Origin of the sequence: Amycolatopsis xylanica, assembly GCF_900107045.1 — a bacterium.
Lineage (GTDB): Bacteria > Actinomycetota > Actinomycetes > Mycobacteriales > Pseudonocardiaceae > Amycolatopsis > Amycolatopsis xylanica.
In genome coordinates, this window is sequence record NZ_FNON01000002.1 from 323,111 (window position 1) to 341,295 (window position 18,185).

At 66.9% G+C, this 18,185-nt stretch carries 19 protein-coding genes; 14 read left to right on the plus strand and 5 right to left on the minus strand.

What is annotated here, in order from left to right:
- Positions 1–12 precede the first annotated feature (12 nt).
- From BLV57_RS09165 to rlmB, 4 genes are read left to right on the plus strand one after another with little or no spacing between them, the layout of a single operon-like run.
- A complete protein-coding gene (locus BLV57_RS09165; protein ID WP_091288218.1) occupies positions 13–408 on the plus strand; it encodes a PPOX class F420-dependent oxidoreductase in 396 nt (131 codons plus the stop codon).
- A 27-nt stretch (positions 409–435) separates the two neighbouring features.
- Positions 436–1,122, plus strand: a complete 687-nt coding sequence (locus tag BLV57_RS09170; protein WP_091288219.1) for an HAD family hydrolase — start codon at positions 436–438, stop codon at positions 1,120–1,122.
- Between the two features lie 47 nt (positions 1,123–1,169).
- On the plus strand, positions 1,170–2,549 hold the full coding sequence (gene cysS / locus BLV57_RS09175; RefSeq protein WP_091288220.1) for a cysteine--tRNA ligase: 1,380 nt from the start codon (positions 1,170–1,172) through the stop codon (positions 2,547–2,549).
- Between the two features lie 7 nt (positions 2,550–2,556).
- Positions 2,557–3,516, plus strand: a complete 960-nt coding sequence (gene rlmB, locus BLV57_RS09180) for a 23S rRNA (guanosine(2251)-2'-O)-methyltransferase RlmB (protein ID WP_091288221.1) — start codon at positions 2,557–2,559, stop codon at positions 3,514–3,516.
- Positions 3,517–3,575: 59 nt separating this feature from the next.
- Here rlmB and BLV57_RS09185 read toward each other — a convergent pair whose 3' ends face one another.
- Positions 3,576–4,085, minus strand: a complete 510-nt coding sequence (locus BLV57_RS09185) for a hypothetical protein (protein WP_091288222.1) — start codon at positions 4,083–4,085, stop codon at positions 3,576–3,578.
- Between the two features lie 110 nt (positions 4,086–4,195).
- Between BLV57_RS09185 and BLV57_RS09190 the strand changes: the two genes are divergently transcribed.
- From BLV57_RS09190 to BLV57_RS09215, 6 genes are all read left to right on the plus strand, one after another.
- The gene (locus BLV57_RS09190; RefSeq protein ID WP_091288223.1) at positions 4,196–5,629 is read left to right on the plus strand and encodes an MBOAT family O-acyltransferase; all 1,434 of its coding nucleotides are present in this window, start codon (positions 4,196–4,198) and stop codon (positions 5,627–5,629) included.
- Positions 5,630–5,663: 34 nt separating this feature from the next.
- Positions 5,664–5,888 carry a hypothetical protein gene (locus tag BLV57_RS09195; protein ID WP_091288224.1) on the plus strand — a complete coding sequence of 75 codons (225 nt, stop codon included), beginning with the start codon at positions 5,664–5,666 and terminating at the stop codon, positions 5,886–5,888.
- Positions 5,885–6,295: a type II toxin-antitoxin system VapC family toxin gene (locus BLV57_RS09200; protein WP_091288225.1), complete on the plus strand. Its 411-nt coding sequence runs from the start codon at positions 5,885–5,887 to the stop codon at positions 6,293–6,295. Before BLV57_RS09195 ends, BLV57_RS09200 begins: the two co-directional genes overlap by 4 nt.
- A 410-nt stretch (positions 6,296–6,705) precedes the next feature.
- On the plus strand, positions 6,706–7,728 hold the full coding sequence (locus tag BLV57_RS09205) for a hypothetical protein (RefSeq protein ID WP_176968552.1): 1,023 nt from the start codon (positions 6,706–6,708) through the stop codon (positions 7,726–7,728).
- Positions 7,729–7,733: 5 nt separating this feature from the next.
- Complete coding sequence (locus tag BLV57_RS09210) at positions 7,734–8,372, plus strand: hypothetical protein (RefSeq protein WP_091288226.1); 639 nt, start codon at positions 7,734–7,736, stop codon at positions 8,370–8,372.
- 84 nt (positions 8,373–8,456) lie between these two features.
- On the plus strand, positions 8,457–9,131 hold the full coding sequence (locus BLV57_RS09215) for an HD domain-containing protein (RefSeq protein WP_091288227.1): 675 nt from the start codon (positions 8,457–8,459) through the stop codon (positions 9,129–9,131).
- 266 nt (positions 9,132–9,397) lie between these two features.
- On the opposite strand, the gene BLV57_RS09220 is transcribed toward BLV57_RS09215, so the two are convergent.
- Positions 9,398–10,249 carry a coiled-coil domain-containing protein gene (locus BLV57_RS09220; protein ID WP_091288228.1) on the minus strand — a complete coding sequence of 284 codons (852 nt, stop codon included), beginning with the start codon at positions 10,247–10,249 and terminating at the stop codon, positions 9,398–9,400.
- A gap of 125 nt (positions 10,250–10,374) precedes the next feature.
- Here BLV57_RS09220 and BLV57_RS09225 point away from each other — a divergent pair, with 125 nt between their 5' ends.
- The 4 genes from BLV57_RS09225 to BLV57_RS09240 all read left to right on the plus strand — a co-directional run bounded on the left by BLV57_RS09225 (position 10,375) and on the right by BLV57_RS09240 (position 15,518).
- On the plus strand, positions 10,375–11,604 hold the full coding sequence (locus BLV57_RS09225) for a DUF445 domain-containing protein (RefSeq protein ID WP_091288229.1): 1,230 nt from the start codon (positions 10,375–10,377) through the stop codon (positions 11,602–11,604).
- 105 nt (positions 11,605–11,709) lie between these two features.
- Positions 11,710–12,885 carry a DUF445 domain-containing protein gene (locus BLV57_RS09230; RefSeq protein WP_176968594.1) on the plus strand — a complete coding sequence of 392 codons (1,176 nt, stop codon included), beginning with the start codon at positions 11,710–11,712 and terminating at the stop codon, positions 12,883–12,885.
- Between the two features lie 83 nt (positions 12,886–12,968).
- Positions 12,969–14,192: a DUF445 domain-containing protein gene (locus BLV57_RS09235; RefSeq protein WP_091288230.1), complete on the plus strand. Its 1,224-nt coding sequence runs from the start codon at positions 12,969–12,971 to the stop codon at positions 14,190–14,192.
- Between the two features lie 21 nt (positions 14,193–14,213).
- A complete protein-coding gene (locus BLV57_RS09240) occupies positions 14,214–15,518 on the plus strand; it encodes an alginate O-acetyltransferase AlgX-related protein (protein ID WP_091288231.1) in 1,305 nt (434 codons plus the stop codon).
- Here BLV57_RS09240 and BLV57_RS09245 read toward each other — a convergent pair.
- From BLV57_RS09245 to BLV57_RS09255, 3 genes are read right to left on the minus strand one after another with little or no spacing between them, the layout of a single operon-like run.
- A complete protein-coding gene (locus BLV57_RS09245; RefSeq protein ID WP_091288232.1) occupies positions 15,475–16,350 on the minus strand; it encodes a metal ABC transporter permease in 876 nt (291 codons plus the stop codon). The two genes, BLV57_RS09240 and BLV57_RS09245, sit on opposite strands and share 44 nt — an antisense overlap.
- Positions 16,347–17,183, minus strand: a complete 837-nt coding sequence (locus tag BLV57_RS09250; RefSeq protein ID WP_091288233.1) for a metal ABC transporter ATP-binding protein — start codon at positions 17,181–17,183, stop codon at positions 16,347–16,349. Before BLV57_RS09250 ends, BLV57_RS09245 begins: the two co-directional genes overlap by 4 nt.
- Entirely contained in the window at positions 17,183–18,088 is a 906-nt protein-coding gene (locus BLV57_RS09255) for a metal ABC transporter solute-binding protein, Zn/Mn family (protein ID WP_091288234.1), read from the minus strand. The genes BLV57_RS09250 and BLV57_RS09255 overlap by 1 nt, the downstream gene beginning before the upstream one ends.
- Positions 18,089–18,185 lie beyond the last annotated feature (97 nt).

Sequence of the window (18,185 nt, forward strand, 5' to 3'; positions counted from 1 at the left end):
CGCTCGCGGACTATGGCGGTCATTTTCGACGAGATGACAAGTGCCCTATTCGACGCACCGAACTTTCCGGTCGTGGCGACGGTGAGCGAGGACGGCAGCGCGCACTCTTCCGTTGTCTGGGCCAAACGCGAAGGTGACACAGTGTTGTTCTGTACGCAACGGAACAACATCAAGGGGCGTAACATCGCGGCCCGGCCGATGGTCAGCGTTTCCGTGTTCGATGTGGAAAATCCTTACCGGTCCGCCGAGGTGCGCGGCCGTGCGGAATTCACGGAGAACGATGTTCAAGAGTTCCTGAATGAGCTTTCGATCAAGTACACCGGCATACCCAAGGAGCCGGACGAGTTCGACGACCTCTGCGTTGTGATACGCGTCATCGTGGACAAGATAGTTCCGTTCGCCCTCTGAGTGGTCCGAACCATTACGCTGGATGATGTGACGATTCGGGCTGTGTTGTTCGACTTCTCCGGCACCCTCTTCCGGCTTGAGCAGGACGAGACCTGGCTGGCCGACCTGACCGACACCGAAGGCGCGCGCCTCGACCTGGAGGCGCAGACCGAGCTGATGCGGCGGATGACCGCCCCGGTCGGCAAGGTGGTCGAGCTGAACGACGAGTACACCCACGCCTGGGAGAACCGCGACCTCGACCCCGGGCTGCACCGCAAGGTCTACCTCGAGGTGCTCAAGCAGTCCGGCGTGCCGCGCCCGGACCAGGCCGAGGCCCTCTACAACCGGCTGATCGATCCCACCCAGTGGACCCCGTACCCCGACACCGAGGCCGTGCTCAAGGCCGCGGCCGGGCGCGGGCTGAAGGTCGGCGTGCTCAGCAACATCGCCTTCGACATCCGGCCAGCGTTCAGCAGCCGCGGCTGGGACGCCTACATCGACGAGTTCGTCCTGTCGTTCGAGGTCAATGCCATCAAACCGCAGCCGGAGGTGTTCCGGATCGCGGTCGGCAAGCTCGGCGTGCCTGCCGAGGAGACCCTGATGGTCGGCGACCACGTCGACGCGGACGGCGGCGCACGGGCCATCGGCTGCGAGTTCGCGCTGGTCGATCCGCTGCCGACGGCGGAGCGTCCGGACGCTCTGCTGGGCGCCCTGCGTGCCCACCTGGGCTCCTAACCTCGGCGGGTGCGACACGGCTCACGCCGAACCCGTACCATTTCGGAGTGGCTCTTCACCTCTATGACACGGCGACCCGAAGCGTGCGGGAGTTCCATCCCGCCGTGAGCGGAACGGCGTCCATCTACGTGTGTGGGGCCACCGTCCAGGGCATCCCCCACATCGGGCACGTGCGCGGCGCGCTGAACTACGACGTGCTGCGACGCTGGCTCGTCCACAGTGGACTTGACGTACTGCTGGTGCGCAACGTCACCGACATCGACGACAAGATCCTGGCCAAGGCCGCCGACGCCGGCAGGCCGTGGTGGGAGTGGGGCGCGACGCACGAGCGCGCCTTCGAGGACGCCTACGACCAGCTCGGCTGCCTGCCGCCGTCGATCGCGCCGCGCGCGACCGGCCACGTCACCCAGATGATCGAGCTGATGCAGCGCCTCATCGACTCCGGCCACGCCTACGCGTCCGGTGGCGACGTCTACTTCTCGGTCAAGTCGTTCGACGACTACGGCGCGCTGTCCGGCCAGCGGCCCGACGACATGCAGCAGGGCGAGAGCCTCGGCGAGGGCAAGACCGACCCGCGTGACTTCACGCTGTGGAAGGCGGCCAAGCCGGGCGAGCCGTCCTGGCCGACGCCATGGGGCGACGGCAGGCCCGGCTGGCACCTCGAGTGCTCGGCCATGGCCACCACGTACCTCGGCCCGCAGTTCGACATCCACGGCGGCGGGATCGACCTGATCTTCCCGCACCACGAGAACGAGCGGGCCCAGTCGAACGCGGCAGGCGATCCGTTCGCGAGGTTCTGGCTGCACAACGCCTGGGTGACGCTGTCCGGCGAGAAGATGTCGAAGTCGCTCGGGAACACCGTGGCGATGCCCGCGATGCTGGCGAAGTACCGGGCGCCCGAGCTGCGCTACTACCTGATCCAGCCGCACTACCGGTCGAACATCGAGTACTCGGACGGCGCGCTGTCCGAGGCGGCGACCGGCTACCGGCGCGTCGAGCAGTTCCTGCGGCGGGCGGGCGCGGTCACGATCGGGCAGGTGCCCGCCGAGTTCGCGAAGGCGCTCGACGACGACCTGGCGACCCCGCACGCGTTCGCCGTGCTGCACAACACAGTGCGTGAAGGTAACGCCGCGCTGGACAGCGCTGATACTTCCAAAGCGCTCGACATCGCCGCCTCCGTGCGCGCCATGGTCGACGTGCTCGGTCTGGACCCGCTTTCGGCGCGGTGGTCCGAGGCAAGCGGTGCTGACGCGCCGTACAAGCAGGCGTTGTCCGACATCGTCGAAGGCCTGCTGAATGAGCGGCAGGAAGCGCGCGCCGCGCGCGACTTCGCCCGCGCCGACGCCGCGCGTGACCGCCTGCTGCAGGCGGGCATCGCGGTGGAAGACACCCCCGACGGTCCTAAATGGACAGTGAAAGAAGCGTAGAAGAGACATGGCAGGCAATTCCCGGCGCCAGGGCGCTATGCGTAAGCCCGGTACCAAGAAGGGCCAGGTCGTCGGCTCGGGTGGGCAGCGGCGTAAAGGTCTCGAAGGCAAGGGCCCCACGCCCAAGGCCGAGGACCGCCCGAACCACAAGGCCTACAAGATGGCCAACGCGGCCAACCGCAGGCAGGAGGCGGCCCGCGCCAAGAAGGCCGACCGGCCCGAGCTGATCGCCGGGCGCAACCCGGTGGTCGAGGCGCTGCGCGCCGACGTGCCGGGGGTGGCGCTGTACGTCGCGCTGAACATCGACGTCGACGACCGCGTCAACGAGGCCGTGCGCCTGGCGGGCGACAAGGGCATCTCGATACTGGAGATCCCGCGCGAGGAGCTCGACCGCAAGACCGGCCGCGCCATGCACCAGGGCCTCGGCCTGCAGGTGCCGCCGTTCGAGTACGCGCACCCCGACGACCTGATGACCGTGGCGCGCGACTCCGGCGACACGCCGCTGTTCGTCGCGCTCGACGGCGTCACCGACCCGCGCAACCTCGGCGCGGTCATCCGCTCGGCCGCCGCGTTCGGCGCGCAGGGCGTGCTGCTGCCCGAGCGGCGCAGCGCGGGCATGACGGCCGTGGCGTGGCGCACGAGCGCCGGCACCGCGGCGAAGCTGCCCATCGCGGTGGCGACCAACCTGACCCGTCAGCTCAAGGCGTGGGCGGAGCAGGGCCTGATGATCGTCGGGCTGGACGCCGACGGCTCGGTCGACATCGACGAGCTGGACCTGGCGGCCGATCCGCTGGTCGTCGTGCTGGGCTCCGAGGGCCGCGGCCTGTCGCGCCTGGTTCGCGAGACCTGCGACGCGACCGTGTCCATCCCGATGGCCGCGGGCGTCGAGTCGCTCAACGCCTCGGTCGCGGCTGGCGTCCTGCTCGCCGAGGTGGCGCGCCGCCGCCGCATCGCCGGCCGTATCTAGCGGGCTTTATCCCGGGCGCTCTTTGCCCGGGATAAAGCCCGCTAAATCCCGATCTTGACTCAAGCGGTGTGGTAGTGCCGCAGGCCTGCCATCCTGGCGCTGACCTCGGTATCGGTGGGCAGCGACGTGCCCGAGACGTAGCGCATGATGCCGTCACGCGCGGGATCATCGGACGCTTCCACGAAGACGATGGTCTCTTCGACCCCAGGCGCGAACAACAGCTCCGAGTCGAGTCCGAACATGGTGTCGAAATTGGCGTTCTTGGCGTTCCAGAGCGCGAAGACGTCGGCAAGCCGCTTGCGCTCGGCCACCAGCAGCGCGGCCATGCCCATGCTGTCGCTGAACGACCAGCCGCTCTGGTGCATCAGCGTCTCCTGCGCGAGCAGGTAGACGAGGAAGTCGGCGTCCTCATCGGTGCTGTCTTCGAACAGCTCCCGCAAGACCGCGGCGCGCGCGGCGGCATGCAGGTCGGCGGCGGATTCGTCGGGTGACGCTGTGAAGCACAGCTCCACCCATCTGGCACGGTCGCCACGCCACCAGTCCAGTCCACGGGTCGACGGCTCACTCATGGGGCCTCCCCTGCTTTCGACGGCTTCAGCGTCAAGACTCCAACCTTCGCCACGGGCTAGCAAGTGCTGGCGTTATCGTCACCGGGAAAGGTCAAGGGGGATCCGCGCCGATGTCGTTCGTCTCGCCACTGTTCCTGTGGTACTTCATGCCGGCGGTACTGCTCGCCGTGCTGGTGTTCCCGCGTGGCTGGCGCAACGGCATCGTGGCCGTCGGCAGCCTCATCTTCTACGCCACCGGGGCGGGCCCGTTCCTGCTGTTGCTGCTGGCCTGCATGCTCGTGAACTTCTTCGCGGGCCGCTCGCTCGAGCCCAACGAGTGGGACACCAGGCACGCGTTCCGCCGCAAGCTCCTGATCGCGGTCATCACCTTCGACGTCGCGGTGCTGGTCATCTGGAAATACGCGGGCTTCGCGACCCAGCAGATCGCGGCCTTCGCGCAGCTGTTCGGCGGCAACTTCCCGGTGGCCAACCTGGTCATCCCGATCGGCATCTCGTTCTACACCTTCCACCACATCTCCTACGTGGTGGACATCTACCGCGGCGAGCGCAGGGCGCTGCGCGACATCGTGTCGTTCGCGGCCTACATCGCGATGTTCCCCCAGCTGGTGGCCGGCCCGATCGTCCGCTACCGCGAGATCGCCGACCAGCTCCCCCAGCAGCGGTCCCACCGCCTCGACGACATCGCGGCAGGTTTCCCCCGCTTCGCGCTCGGCCTGTGCAAGAAGACGATCATCGCGGACTCGCTGAGCCCGATGGTCGAGGCCTGTTTCGCCACCCCGCCCAGCCAGATGACCTTCGCGACCGCCTGGCTGGGCGCGGCCGGGTACACACTCCAGCTGTTCTTCGACTTCTCCGGCTACTCGGACATGGCGATCGGCCTGGGCCGCATGCTCGGCTTCCGGCTACCGGAGAACTTCGCCAGGCCGTACTCGGCGGTGACCATCACCGAGTTCTGGCGCCGCTGGCACATGTCCCTGTCGCGCTGGTTCCGCGACTACGTCTACATCCCGCTCGGCGGCAACCGCCACGGCGCCGCCAAGACGTACCGCAACCTCTGCATCGTCTTCGTGCTCACGGGCTTCTGGCACGGCGCGCAGTGGACGTTCCTGGTCTGGGGCATGTACCACGGCGCGTTACTGATCATCGAGCGCGCGTTCGGCTACGACACGACCCCCGCTTCGGCCGCGGCCCGGATCGGCCGTCGTGCGCTGACGCTGGTGCTGGTGGTGATCGGCTGGGTCTTCTTCAAGTCGGTGGACCTGGCGCACGCGCTCGGGATGCTCGGCCACATGCTGCTGCCGGACTTCACGGGCCTGGGCGACGTCGTCGAGGCGACGGTGACCAACCAGCGCGTGGTGATCCTGCTGGCGGCGATGGTGATCGTGTTCCTGCCGTCTCATCCGGTGACGGGGCCGCTGCTGGAGTCTTCGCGCAGCCGTCCGGCCAACGCGCTGCGGATCGGCGTGATGACGGTCGGGCTGGTGTACGCGGCGATCCTGGTCGCGACCGGGACCTTCAGCCCGTTCCTGTACTACCAGTTCTGAGCTGCTCAAACGCACCAGCGATACACTGGGTCGTATGAGCGTGAGAGACGACGCACGACGGCTGCTGGAGGCGGTGCCCGAAGATCGGGTACAGCTGGCCAGAGAGCTGCTGCAGAGTCTCGTCGACGAGAGTGAAGACACGCGACCCCGTCGCGTCTTCTCCTCCATGGGGATGGGTCACGCCACGCCTGATCTCGGCACCCGAGCCAAGGAGATCGCCCGCCACGAACTCGGCGACGGGGAGGCCCGCACAGCGTGATCGTTGTCGACACCGGCCCGATCATCGCGATGATCAACGCCAACGACGATCGACATGCCGAATGTGCGGAGCTACTGGCCACTGTCAGAGGACCACTGTTCTTGCCCGAACCCTTGCTCGGGGAGATCGGCTACCTGCTCGGCACGCGCTGCGGACCTCAAGCGGAAGCCGCCTTCATCCGTGACACGGTGAGCGGCGCCATCGAAGTCGTGTCGCTGACCCGTCCCGACCGGGCCCGTGTCGCGGACCTGATCGAAAAGTACGGCGATCTGCCACTTGGCACCGCCGACGCGTCGGTCATCGCTGTCGCCGAACGGTTCGGCGTGAAGACCGTGGCCACCTTGGATCGGCGGCACTTCACGGTCGTCCGTCCACGACACGCTGACGCTTTCACACTGCTGCCCTGACCGGGACCACCGCCCGGTTCGACTCGCGGGAAATGATCCAGATCAAGTCGTCTAAGGTTGAACTCAAGGTCAAGGTGACCGACGTCCTGCCGAACTGAAGATCGGCGAAAACGGGGTCACACAAGGGCTTTGACCACGCGCTGTGGCTAGGCCGTCCGGATGATTTTCCTGGTCACACTGGGTGCTGACGATCTTGTAGCCAGTGCACCCGTGTCAATGACACGGGCCGCCGCCTGGTAGATCGCCTCTGCAGTAAGGATTACCTTGCACGCAGAGTGCAAGTTGCAACCGGTAACTTGGCGGACCGGCAACAGTCGCCCGAATTTCTTATTTCGCGGTTAACACGCAAAGCGTAGAGTAACTCCCCGCGCTCGAACAGACACTCTCAGCACTCGTCCGTTCGGGTGGCCATGGAGGAGGTGACCGAAGTGTCCGCGGAAGCCAAAAGGCTCCGCAGTAGCCCACTGCAAGAGATCTTCTGGACCAGAACGAACCTGCTTCTACTGGTGCTGGTCGTGATCTCCGGCTCGAGCCTGTGGATTTCCAGCTCGATGACGGCCGGAGCCGCGAAAACGCTGTTGAACGCGCTCGGCACCGGGACGCTGATCTCCGCCGTGGTCGGCTTCGGACAGACCCTGATCACCGCCAGTGCGTCACAACGGGCGTTGGTGGCGCCGGTGATCGAGGAGAGCCGTCGCGCGCTGCAGGAGCTCAGTGCGGAATACCGCTCGCTGAACAACGAGTTCTTCCCCACCGACGTTTTCGAGGCGACCACCCATCCGGACCCCAAGTTCAACCGGGTGATGATGGCCGACCTGAACGCCACCCGGCAGTACTTCTTCCGCGGGTTCTCGGGACGGCACGCGGCGGCGCGGCTGCTGCTTTCCCGTACCGAGCGGGAACTTCGCGTGGTGATCGCGGATCCGCGTGACGCCAGTTCGATCAACGGGCGTGCGCGTTATCTGCTGCGGCGCGAAGAAGCGGGCGTGGACTACGAGTCCATCAAAACCCGCCTGCACGAAGAGATCTCCATCGGGCTGGTCGGGCTTTACCTGGCACGCAGCCGGTGCGCGCAGGTCGACATCACCGTGGTCGCCGACCCGCCGCTGGACCGGCTGGAGATGTTCGACGAGAGCGTCTGGCTGACGCTGTACAGCGACATCGGGGGCGCGAGCACGCTCTACCCGAGGACTTTGCGGTTCACCGAGGGTTCGTTCATGTACAACATGGAACGCACCGAGTTCCTGCGGGTGTGCAACTCACGCACCGGCCGCCAATTCCTGATCACCCCGGACACCAGCCGCCGCGATTTCCTCGCCCTGTTCGAAAAGATCACCGGCAACACCCTGACCGAGGAGCAGTTCCTGGAACTGGAGGCCAAGTTCCACACCTTCCGCCGGGAGTTCTCCACCATCGCCGAGCTGGGGAGCTGATCGTCTTGCTCACCCGTGTGTCCGTACTCGACCAACTCGCGATGCAGCTACGCGACGCCGAATTCCCGTTGACCGACAACTGGCAAGCCGTCGATGACTGGTTTCGGCCTTGGGCGGCACAACCGGGACTTCGGCAGGCATTGCGCAGGCATGTGCGCACCCTGCAGCCGGAACCGGCGCTGACCGTCGCGAGCAAATCGCGTGAGACGACCACGCATTTCGCCTGGTGCCTGCTGGACCGCCCGGAGGATCCGTTCTCCTTCTGGCTGCACGAATACAAACCCCAGCAGGACTGGCGGCATGGTTACGCCGATTCGGTGCACAATCACAGGTATCACTTCTGCACCACGATCCTCCGCGGTAACTACGTCCATGAGAGATATGACGCGGAACTTGATCCCGGGACCGGGCTCATCTCCTCGGCGACGCTGCGCCAGCGCACGGTGTGCCTGGTCGGCGCGTCGGGATCGTTGCAGGCCGACGAATTCCACCGGATACCGACGGCCGCCGAGGACGCGATGACCTTCCTGGTCAAGTCGCGGGCGGTGCGCGAATCGAGCCTTTCTTATGACCCTGCGACAAGGATCAGTCACCGGCATGTTCCGGTTGAGGTCCGATTGGGGGACCTAGCCAGGCGAATTTAGCTACCCGCGGCTACACAGCGGCGTCGAATACGCCTACCATTACTCCACCCGTCTGCCAGAAACCGGCCGGGATCGGAGAGGTGTATGCGCGCCCACAAGAGCACGGTGTCGAATTCGATCATCGATATCGTCGAACAACGTGTCCATCAACTGTGCTGGAAGTACGCCGAGAGCCTGCCATTCCACGGCTGGCACCACGTGAATTTCGTCCGCACGAAAGCGGTCGGCTTCGCGCAATGCAACGGTGCGGACGTTTCGGTCGTGGAAACCGCCGCGCTCGTCCACGACGTGAACTACATCGTGCTGAAGAACTCGCCAGCCGCGGCAGGCCGCGAGCTCCGCCTCGGCATCCTCCTGGAGGCCGGCGTCGAGCCCGCGGTCGCCCGCTGGATCGACGAACTCGTCGACGAGGCCGAGATGGCCAACCGCGGCCCGCACATCTCGCTGGAGGCGCAGGCACTCTCGGACGCCGACACGCTGTTCAAGGCGCTGCCGGTGACCCCGGTCGTGCTCGCGCACCGCTACCTGAGCGAGAACAACCTGAGCCTGCGCGAGCTGGCCCACAAGATCGTCGGCGAGCAGGCCGACGTCCACGACGACGGCTACTACTTCTACAACCCCGAGGCCGCCGCCTCCTACTCACGCTGGGCAGGCGCCAACCTCGAGCTCTGGCGCTGCATCAAGGACGCCGTCGACGACCCCACGGTCGCCGAGCTCCTGGACGCCGTCCACCGAGTCGAGGCCCCCGCCGCCTCCTGACCAGCCCCCGAGCAGGAAAAAAATCCCAATGTGGCATTCGTCAGGTTTCAGCTGACGAACGCCACATTGGCGTGCCCGGAGCTGACGAAAGCCACATTGGGATTTTTTTGGCTGGCGCGAGGCCTCGGACCTGGGGCGTTGGGGCCCAGCGAACCCCGAAAGGGGCGTTCGTCAGGTGTGATAGCCCGAAAGCCACTTTCGTCAGATCGCATCTGACGGAAGTGGCTTTCGGGGCATGGGACCTGACGAACGCCCCTTTCGGGGTTTCAGGACCGGGGTTTGGCGGCTTCGGGGGCTGGGGCGGGTTTGGCGGGGGTCTTGGGGGCGGGCTTGGGTGGGATGTCTTCGCCGGGGGCGAGTGCGCGGATGGCCTCCTGGACCGCGAGGTCCGTGGCGGCCAGGCGGTCGGCGACGTTGGCCTTCAGTGCGAGGGTGACGCGCTGGCGTTCCTCGGCCTCGGCGAGCTGGCGGTTGGCGTCGGCGAGCTTGGCGGCGGCCTCGGATTCGAGCGCCTTGATGCGCTCGGTGGCCGCGCGCTCGGTCTCGGCGATGCGGGCCGCGAGTTCGTCGGTGGCCTTCTTGTCGGCGGCGTGGCGGCGTTCGAGTGCCTCGTCGTCGAGTTTCTCGCGGTAGGCCTTGGCCTCGTCGGCGAGGCGCTGGTTCTCGGCGCGGGCGTCGGCCATGAGCTGCTCGTGCTCGGCGGCGCGCTCCCTGGTGAGCTTGTCGATCGCGCGGCGGCTCTCGTGGGAGTACTTGTCGGCCTCTTCGCGGGTGGACGCGGCGTCGGCGTCGGCGCTCGCCTTGAGTTCGGCGATCTCCTCCTCGGCGAGCTGCATCATCATGCGGACGCGCTCGGCCATGGCGCCCGCGCCGGACGGGCTCTCGGTCATGCGGACCAGCGCGGCCTTGGCGTCGGCGAGCTCCTTCTGCGCGTAGCTCAGCGCCTTCGACAGCTCACCGGAGGTGGCGACGGCCTCGTCACGGTTGCGCGAGGTCGTCTTGAGTTCGGCCGACAGGCTCGCTAGACGCTCATCGACCTGCTTCTGGTTGTACCCGCGCACCGCGACGGCGAAGTGGGCAGGTTCGGCGGACTTCTCAGAGGTGTCAGCAGCGACCATTGCGCAACTCTAGTGATGCACCTCCCATTTTCTCGTACCGCCAAACGGATGCATTACGACGTTTGGTCCACTCCGGACGCCCATGGCATGCTCCACGGTATTGACGGGCCGTAAGGGAGGTCGTCGTGAACGTCCAGGCGATCCTCGACGACATCGGCGCGCACTGGCACGTCTATCTGACGATGCCGTTCATCGCGGCGCTGATCGGCTACCTGACCAAGCGCGTGGCCATCGAGATGATGTTCAAGCCGCTCGAATTCGTTGGCATCAAGCCGTTTCTCGGCTGGCAGGGCGTCATCCCGGCCAACGCCAGGCGGATGTCGACCACCGCCGTCGACCTGCTGACCAAGAACCTGGTCGACCCGAGAGAGATCTTCTCCAGGCTCGACCCGCAGCGCATGGTCGAGGAGCTCGAGGAACCGCTACTCAAGGCCGTCGAGGACGTCACCCGCGAGGTCATGGAGCAGCATCAGCCCAGGCTCTGGGAGCTCCTGCCCGCCCGCGCGCAGCAGATGCTGGTCAACCAGGTCCGCGCGCAGGCGCCCAAGGTCGTCGAGCGGCTGATGCGGGAGATCTCGACGAACATCGACGAGGTGCTCGACGTCAACTCGATGCTGATCGAGGCCATGGTTCGCGACAAGGCGCTGACCTGCCGCCTGATCAGGGACGTCGCCGCGCCCGAGTTCAAGTTCATCGCCAGGTCCGGCATCTATTTCGGGTTCGTCATCGGCCTCGTGCAGTTCGTCGCCTGGGCGCTGACCAAGCAGCCGATCATCATGCCGATCTTCGGTTTCGTGACCGGGTTCGTCACCGACTGGCTCGCGCTCAAGATGATCTTCTACCCGCGCGAGCCTCGCGGCTTCGGCTTCTTCCGCTGGCAGGGCATGTTCCAGAAACGCCGCCGCCAGGTCGCCGCCGACTACGGCGCGCTCATCGCCGAAGAGGTGCTGACCGTCCGCAACGTGATGGAGGCCGTGCTCACCGGGCCGAAGTCGGACCGGCTGTTCGCGATGATCCAGCGCGAGGTCCAGCGCACGATCGACCAGCAGGCCAGCATCGCGAAACCGATCGTCGCGCTGACCGTCGGCGGCAAGGAATACCAGCAGATGAAACGCGCCGCGGCCGCCAAGGCCATCGAATATCTGCCCGAAACGGTCAAACACGTCGAGGGTTACGCGACCGGCGCGCTCGACGTCCGCAACACGATCGTCACGAAGATGCAGCAGCTGACGCCGATCGAATTCGAGGGCATCCTCCGGCCGGCGTTCAAGCAGGACGAATGGAAGCTGATCGCGGTCGGCGCGATCATCGGCGGCCTGGTCGGTGAACTCCAGGTGCTCCTGCTGCTGCACTGACGTGACGTTCACCGCGTGCCTCGCGAAAACACGCGCGGTGACCGCTACGGTTTGCGGGTGAACGGACTCGCGAGCCTCGGCGAACACTGGCAGGTGTACGTCACCATGCCGTTCATCGCCGCGCTGATCGGCTACGTGACCAAGCGCGTCGCCATCGAGATGATGTTCAAGCCGCTCGAATTCGTTGGTATCAAGCCATTCCTGGGATGGCAGGGCGTATTGCCCGCCAACGCGCGCCGGATGGCGAGCACGGCGACCGAGATGCTCACGCACAATCTCGTCGATCCCAAGGAGATCTTCGCCAGGCTCGACCCGGAGCAGGTCGCGCGCGAGATCGAACAGCCACTGCTGCGCGTGGTCGAGGACGTCACGCGCGAGGTGATGGAGCAGTACCAGCCCAGGTTGTGGGAAGTGCTGCCGAACACCGCGCAGGCGCTGCTGCTCAAGCGAGTGCAGGCCGAGGCGCCGCGCGCGATCGCCAAGATCATGCGCGAGATCGCCGACAACATCGAGGACGTGCTCGACCTGCAGCACATGGTCGTCGAGAACCTGGTGCGCGACAAGGCCTTGCTGAACCGGCTGATCCGAGACATCTCCCGGCCGGAGATGCGGTTCATCGCGAAATCCGGAATCTTCTTCGGTTTCGTGCTCGGCTGTGTGCAGCTGATCATCTGGGCGGTCACGAAGTCACCGATCGTGCTGCCGCTGTTCGGCTTCCTGATCGGCTGGCTCACCGACTGGCTCGCGCTCAAGATGATCTTCCTGCCGCGTGAGCCGCGCACGTTCTTCGGCTTCTACACCTGGCAAGGCGTCTTCCAGAAGCGCCGGGACCAGGTCGCCGCCGACTACGGCGACATGATCGCGCGCGAGATCATCACCATCCCGAACCTGATCGAGGCCGTGCTCAAGGGCCCGAAGTCGGACCGGCTCTTCCAGCTGATCACCCGCGAGGTCCAGAAGACGATCGACCAGCAGGCGAGCATCGTGAAGCCGTTCGTCGCGGTCGCCGTCGGCACCCGCAAGTTCCAGGAGATGAAGCAGACCGCGGCCACCAAGGCCGCCGAACGGGTGCCCGAGACCATCCGCCACGCCGAGGACTACGCGATCAACGCGCTCGACGTCCGCAACACGATCGTGGACCGCATGCGCAGGCTGACCGCGCTCGAGTTCGAGCAGCTGCTGCGGCCGGCGTTCCGGCAGGACGAATGGAAGCTGATCGCGGTCGGCGCGATCATCGGCGGGCTCGTGGGCGAGCTCCAAGTCCTGCTCCTGCTGCACTGAGGATAAAGCGGGCTTTATCCCGGCGCTTTTCCGGGATAAAGCCCGCTTTATCCCACCGGCGACTCACCACTAGGGTTCCCCGAGTGAACGCCGTGCTGAACGACCTCGAGCAGCACTGGGCGCTGTACGCGGCCATCCCGTTCGTCGCCGCGCTGATCGGCTACGTGACCAAGCGCGTCGCCATCGAGATGATGTTCCGGCCGATCGAATTCGTTGGTATCAAGCCATTACTGGGCTGGCAGGGCGTGGTGCCCAAGCACGGCGGGCGGATGGCGGCGGTCGCCACCGATCTGCTGACCACCAACCTGCTCGACCTCAAAGAGATCTTCGACAGGATCGATCCCGACCTCATCACGCGCCAGATCGAGCAGCCGCTGCTCAAGGCGGTCGACGACATCGCGCGTGGCGTGCTCGAGGAGTATCACCCCCGGATGTGGGAGGTCATGCCGTCGATGGCGCAGGAGCTGCTGATCAAGCAGGTCCAGGCGTCGACGCCACGGCTGGTGCGCGAGCTGATGGACGAGCTGCGCGAGAACCTCGACGAGGTGCTCGACGTCAAGCACATGACCGTCCAGACGCTCACGCGCGACAAGAAACTGCTCGTGAAGCTCATCCGCGAGACCTCGCGGCCGGAGATGGGCTTCATCGCGCGCGCGGGCATCGTCTTCGGCTTCACGCTCGGCATCGTCCAGGCGATCACCTGGGCAGTTACCAAGGAACCGCTGGTGCTGCCGATCTTCGGCGCGCTGGTCGGGCTGTTCACCGACTGGCTGGCGATCAAGCTGATCTTCGTGCCGCGCGACCCGATCCGGCTCGGCCCGCTGACCTTCCAGGGCAAGTTCCAGAAGCGCAAGGCCGAGGTCGCCAGGCAGTACGGCGAGATCATCGCGCACGAGGTGCTGACCGTGCCGAACCTGATGGAGGCCGTGCTGACCGGACCGCGCTCGGACCGGCTGCTCGCCATGGTCCAGCGCACGGTCGCCAAGGCCGTCGACGAGCAGGCCAGCGTCGCCAAGCCGCTCGTCGCGCTCGCGATCGGCGGGCAGCGGCTGCGGGAGATGAAGGCCGCGGCCGCGCGCCGGGCCGTCGAGTCGTTCCCGGCCACAGTCCGGCAGGCCGAGGGCTATCTCACGCAGGCGATGGACGTCGCGCAGATGGTCGAGTACCGGATGCTGCGGCTGACCCCGCTGCAGTACGAGGGCCTGCTGCGGCCCGCGTTCCGCCAGGACGAGTGGAAGCTCATCGCGGTCGGCGGGTTCATCGGGTTCCTGGTCGGCGAACTGCAGGTTCTGCTCATGCTGCACTGATCGCCCCGTTACCGTGGAGGCGTGGCATCCGAACCTCAGCAGCTGCCTGCCGTCCACGAGGCGTGGCTCCCCCGTGAGCACGCCCTGCACCGGCCGCGGCACGGCGGACGGCAGATGACCGCGCTGGTCTGCGCGCTGATGTTCTTCGTGACCCCGACCCTGCTGTGGATCGTCGGCGTCCGCCCGACCGAGATCGAGAACCACAAGCTCGCGAGCTTCCCCAGCCTCGGTGACGGCTGGAAGTTCTTCACTGGCCTGCCCGGCTGGGCCACCGACCAGCTGTCCTTCCGCAGCGGTGCGATCTCCGCGGCCGACGGCATCAGCCGCGGCCTGTTCGGCGAAGGCGCCCCGCTCGATCAGGCGCCGCCGCCCGTCGCGGGCCCGATCCCCGGCGCGACGCCCTCGACGCCGAAGAACGCGCCGTCACCGCAGGGCAGCCCGAACAGCCAGGCCGGGTATCGCCGGGTCGTGCAGGGTGTCGACGGCTGGCTGTACTACGGCTACGACGCCGAGGCCAAGTGCGCGCCGAGCCGCCCGCTGGCCGACACGCTGAGCCGCATCAACACGCTTCGCCAGGCCGTCGAGAGCTCCGGGCGCAAGTTCGTGTTCGTCATCGCGCCGGACAAGACGACGATGGTCCCGCAGAAGCTGCCCGCCAGCTATCCGGACAAGGACTGCTCGCAGCCCAAGCAGGAGGCGGACTGGGCGCAGTTCCTCGCGGCGGGCGCGCTCGACCTGCGGCCGGAGCTCAAGAAGTCCGAGGGCCGCGTCGGCCGCCCGATCTATCCGCCGAACGACACGCACTGGACCGACGAGGGCGCGCTCGTGATGGCGCGCGACGTCGCCAACGCGGTCCAGCCCGGCGTGACCCAGACCTGGGTCAGCACGCCGACCCGGATGTACGACGTCAACGCCGACCTGCCGCCGCTGCTCGGCCGCAACGAGGTCAAGACGCTGCAGGAGTACACGCTCAAACCGGACGGCGCGGTCGACCGCGGCGGCCTGTCCAACGGCGACATCGACAAGCCGGTCTACCGCAAGACCAGCCCGCTGGTCGGCACGATCGACAAGCGGACGCTGATCTACGGCGACTCGTTCACCAAGGCGTCTTCGCGGTACCTGCCCGGCGGCTTCACCAACCTGACCATGCTCGCGCACTACACCTCGAAGACCACGCAGGAGCAGGCGATCGACGAGTTCGTCAACGCCGAGGTGGTGGTCGTCGAGGCGGTGGAGCGCAGTGTCTCGGCCGGTCAGCTGACCTTCATCGAGGACGGGTTCCTCAACGCAGTGCGGGCAAAGCTGGAAGAGCATCCGATCGGCTAGTGACCCGGTCCCGCCGCGCCGCGACGACCCGGCAGACCAGGTAGATCACGAACGAGATGGTCGTGACGAACGCGCTCACCGGCTTGCCGGGCGCGAGCGAAAGCACGATGCCGCCCAGCGCGGCGACCTCGGCGAAGATCACCGCGAGCACCGTGGCCTTCCACGGGCTGGCGGTCACCCGCGCGGCGGCCGCGGCCGGCGTCACCATCAGCGCGACGACCAGCAGTGAGCCGACCACCTGCACGCTCAGCGCGGTCGAGATGCCGACCAGCACGGCGAAGATCATGGTCAGCGCCCGCACCGGGACGCCGCGCGCGATGGCGACGTTGCGGTCGACGCTGGCGAACAGCAGCGGCCGGTAGACCAGCGCGAGCACGAGCAGCACCAGCACCGAGCCGCCGACCAGCGCGACCAGGTTGGTCGAGTCGATGGTGATGATCTGGCCGGTCAAGATCCCGAACTTGTTCGCGGACCGTCCTTTGTAGAACGACAGCAGCAGCACGCCGAGGCCGAGCCCGAACGACAGGATCACGCCGATCACCGAGTCGCGCTCCGACTCGCGGCCGCCGAGAATCCCCAGCAGCAGCGCGGCGACGATGGCTCCGGCCAGCGCGCCGTACTCGACGCCGACGCCCAGCAGCAGCGCGCCAGCCGCGCCGGTGAAGGCGAGTTCGGCGGTGCCGTGCACGGCGAAGGACATCCGGCGCATCACGATCAGCGGCCCGAGCAGGCCCGCGACCAGGCCGAGCACGGCGGCGGCGAGCAGTGCCGTCTGCACGCTGTCGAGCCCGAGAAGCTGAGCCGTCTTGCTGAAATCGAAAAGCTCGTTCACTCGCTCATCGCTTCTTCGTGATGGTGTGGCTCGTCCTCACACAGCGAGCTGTGCGCGCCCGCGATGTGGATCTGGCCGCCGACCTTGAGCACCTGGATCTTCGTGCCGTACAGCTCCGACAACGTCTCGGAGCTCATCACCTCGTCCGGCTTGCCGATCCGGAACTGGCCGTTGACCAGGTAGAGCACCCTGTCCACATAGGACAAGATGGGGTTGATCTCGTGGGTCACGAACAACACGGCGGTGTTCGCGCTGCGACGCCGGGCGTCGATCAAGTCGCTGACGGCGCGCTGGTGCGCGAGGTCGAGCGACAGCAACGGCTCGTCGCAGAGCAGCACTTCGGGGTCGCCGACCAGGGCCTGCGCGACCCGAAGCCGTTGCTGCTCGCCGCCGGACAGCTTGCCGACCGGCTCGTTCGCATACCGGGTGGCGCCGACCGACTCGATGGCGGCGCCGACCTTGCGGCGGCGCTCGGCGCGCGTGCGCAGGCCGGTCCCCCAGCGGTGCCCGTCGAGGCCGAGGCCGACCAGATCGGTGCCGCGCAGCGTCAGGCCCTCGTCCATGGCGCGCTGCTGCGGGATGTAGCCGACCTTGGAGTTCACCCCGCCCGGCTTGTGCCCGGCGAGCGTGACCTGGCCGCCCGAGAGCTGCTGCAGGCCCAGCAGGACCTTGAGGAAACTCGTCTTGCCGGACCCGTTCGGCCCGAGGACCGCGAGGAACTCACCGGGCTCGACCGTCAGGTCCAGGCCCGACCAGAGCGTCCGCCTGCCGAACGCGAGGCTGGCCCCGCGGACGTCGACCGCGGGCCTGGCCTCTTGCAGTACCGCTGACATCAGCCGTTCAGTGCTCCCACCAGCGCGTCGACCTGCTTGCTCATCCAGGCAATGTAGTCCGTCACACCGCCGGGCAGCGTTTCGGACACGTCGACGACCGGCACACCGGCGGTCTTGGCGGCCCCGACGACCTGCTCGGTGGTCGGGGTGACCGTCTGGACGTTGTTGATGAGCGCCTTGACCTTCTTGTCGCTGACCAGCGCCTTGACCTCCGCGACGGCGGCCGCGGGCACGTCCTGCTCCGCCTCGACGGCCTTCGAGAACTCCTCGGGCGTCGCATCGGTGACCTTGGCGCTTTCGAGCAGGTAGTGCGCGACGGGCTCGGTCGCGGCGACCTTGCTGTCCGGGTGGGCGGCGCCCGCGCCGGTGACCTTCTTCTCCAGGTCGTCGACCTTGGCCTTGAACGCGGCGGCGTTGTCGGCGAAGACCTGCTTCGAGGCCGGCTGGACCTCGCCGAGCGCGGCCGCGACCTGGTCGGCGACCTTCTTGACGGTCGGCAGGCTGTACCAGACGTGCTCGTTCTCGTCGCCGGTCGCGGCGATCTCGTACGCGGTCAGCTTCTTGGCGTCGCCGGCGGCCTGCTTGGAGAGGTTGCCGAAGAAGTCGTCGTAGCCGCCGCCGTTGCCGATGGTCAGCTTCGACTGCTGCGCGGCGAGGCTGTCCGCCGGTGTCGTCTCGTAGGAGTGCGGGTCGGCGGAGGGGTCGTGGATGATCGAGGTGACGGCCACCTTGTCGCCGCCGACCGCGCTCACCACGGCGCCCCAGACGTCGATCGAGGCGAGCGCCTTGATCTTGTCGCCGCCCGCCTGGCCGGACGCGCCACTGTCGCCGGAACACGCCGCCGTGGCCAGGGCCAGCACGGACACGGCAGCGGCGGCGAACACCCTCGCGCGTCGGGAAGTCATCGAAGTACTCCTCGTGGGACACACTCGCGGCACGTTCGGACACGCACCGTATCGTTAATGGAAATCGTTGTCAGATTCACTTTACCCCGATCGTGGG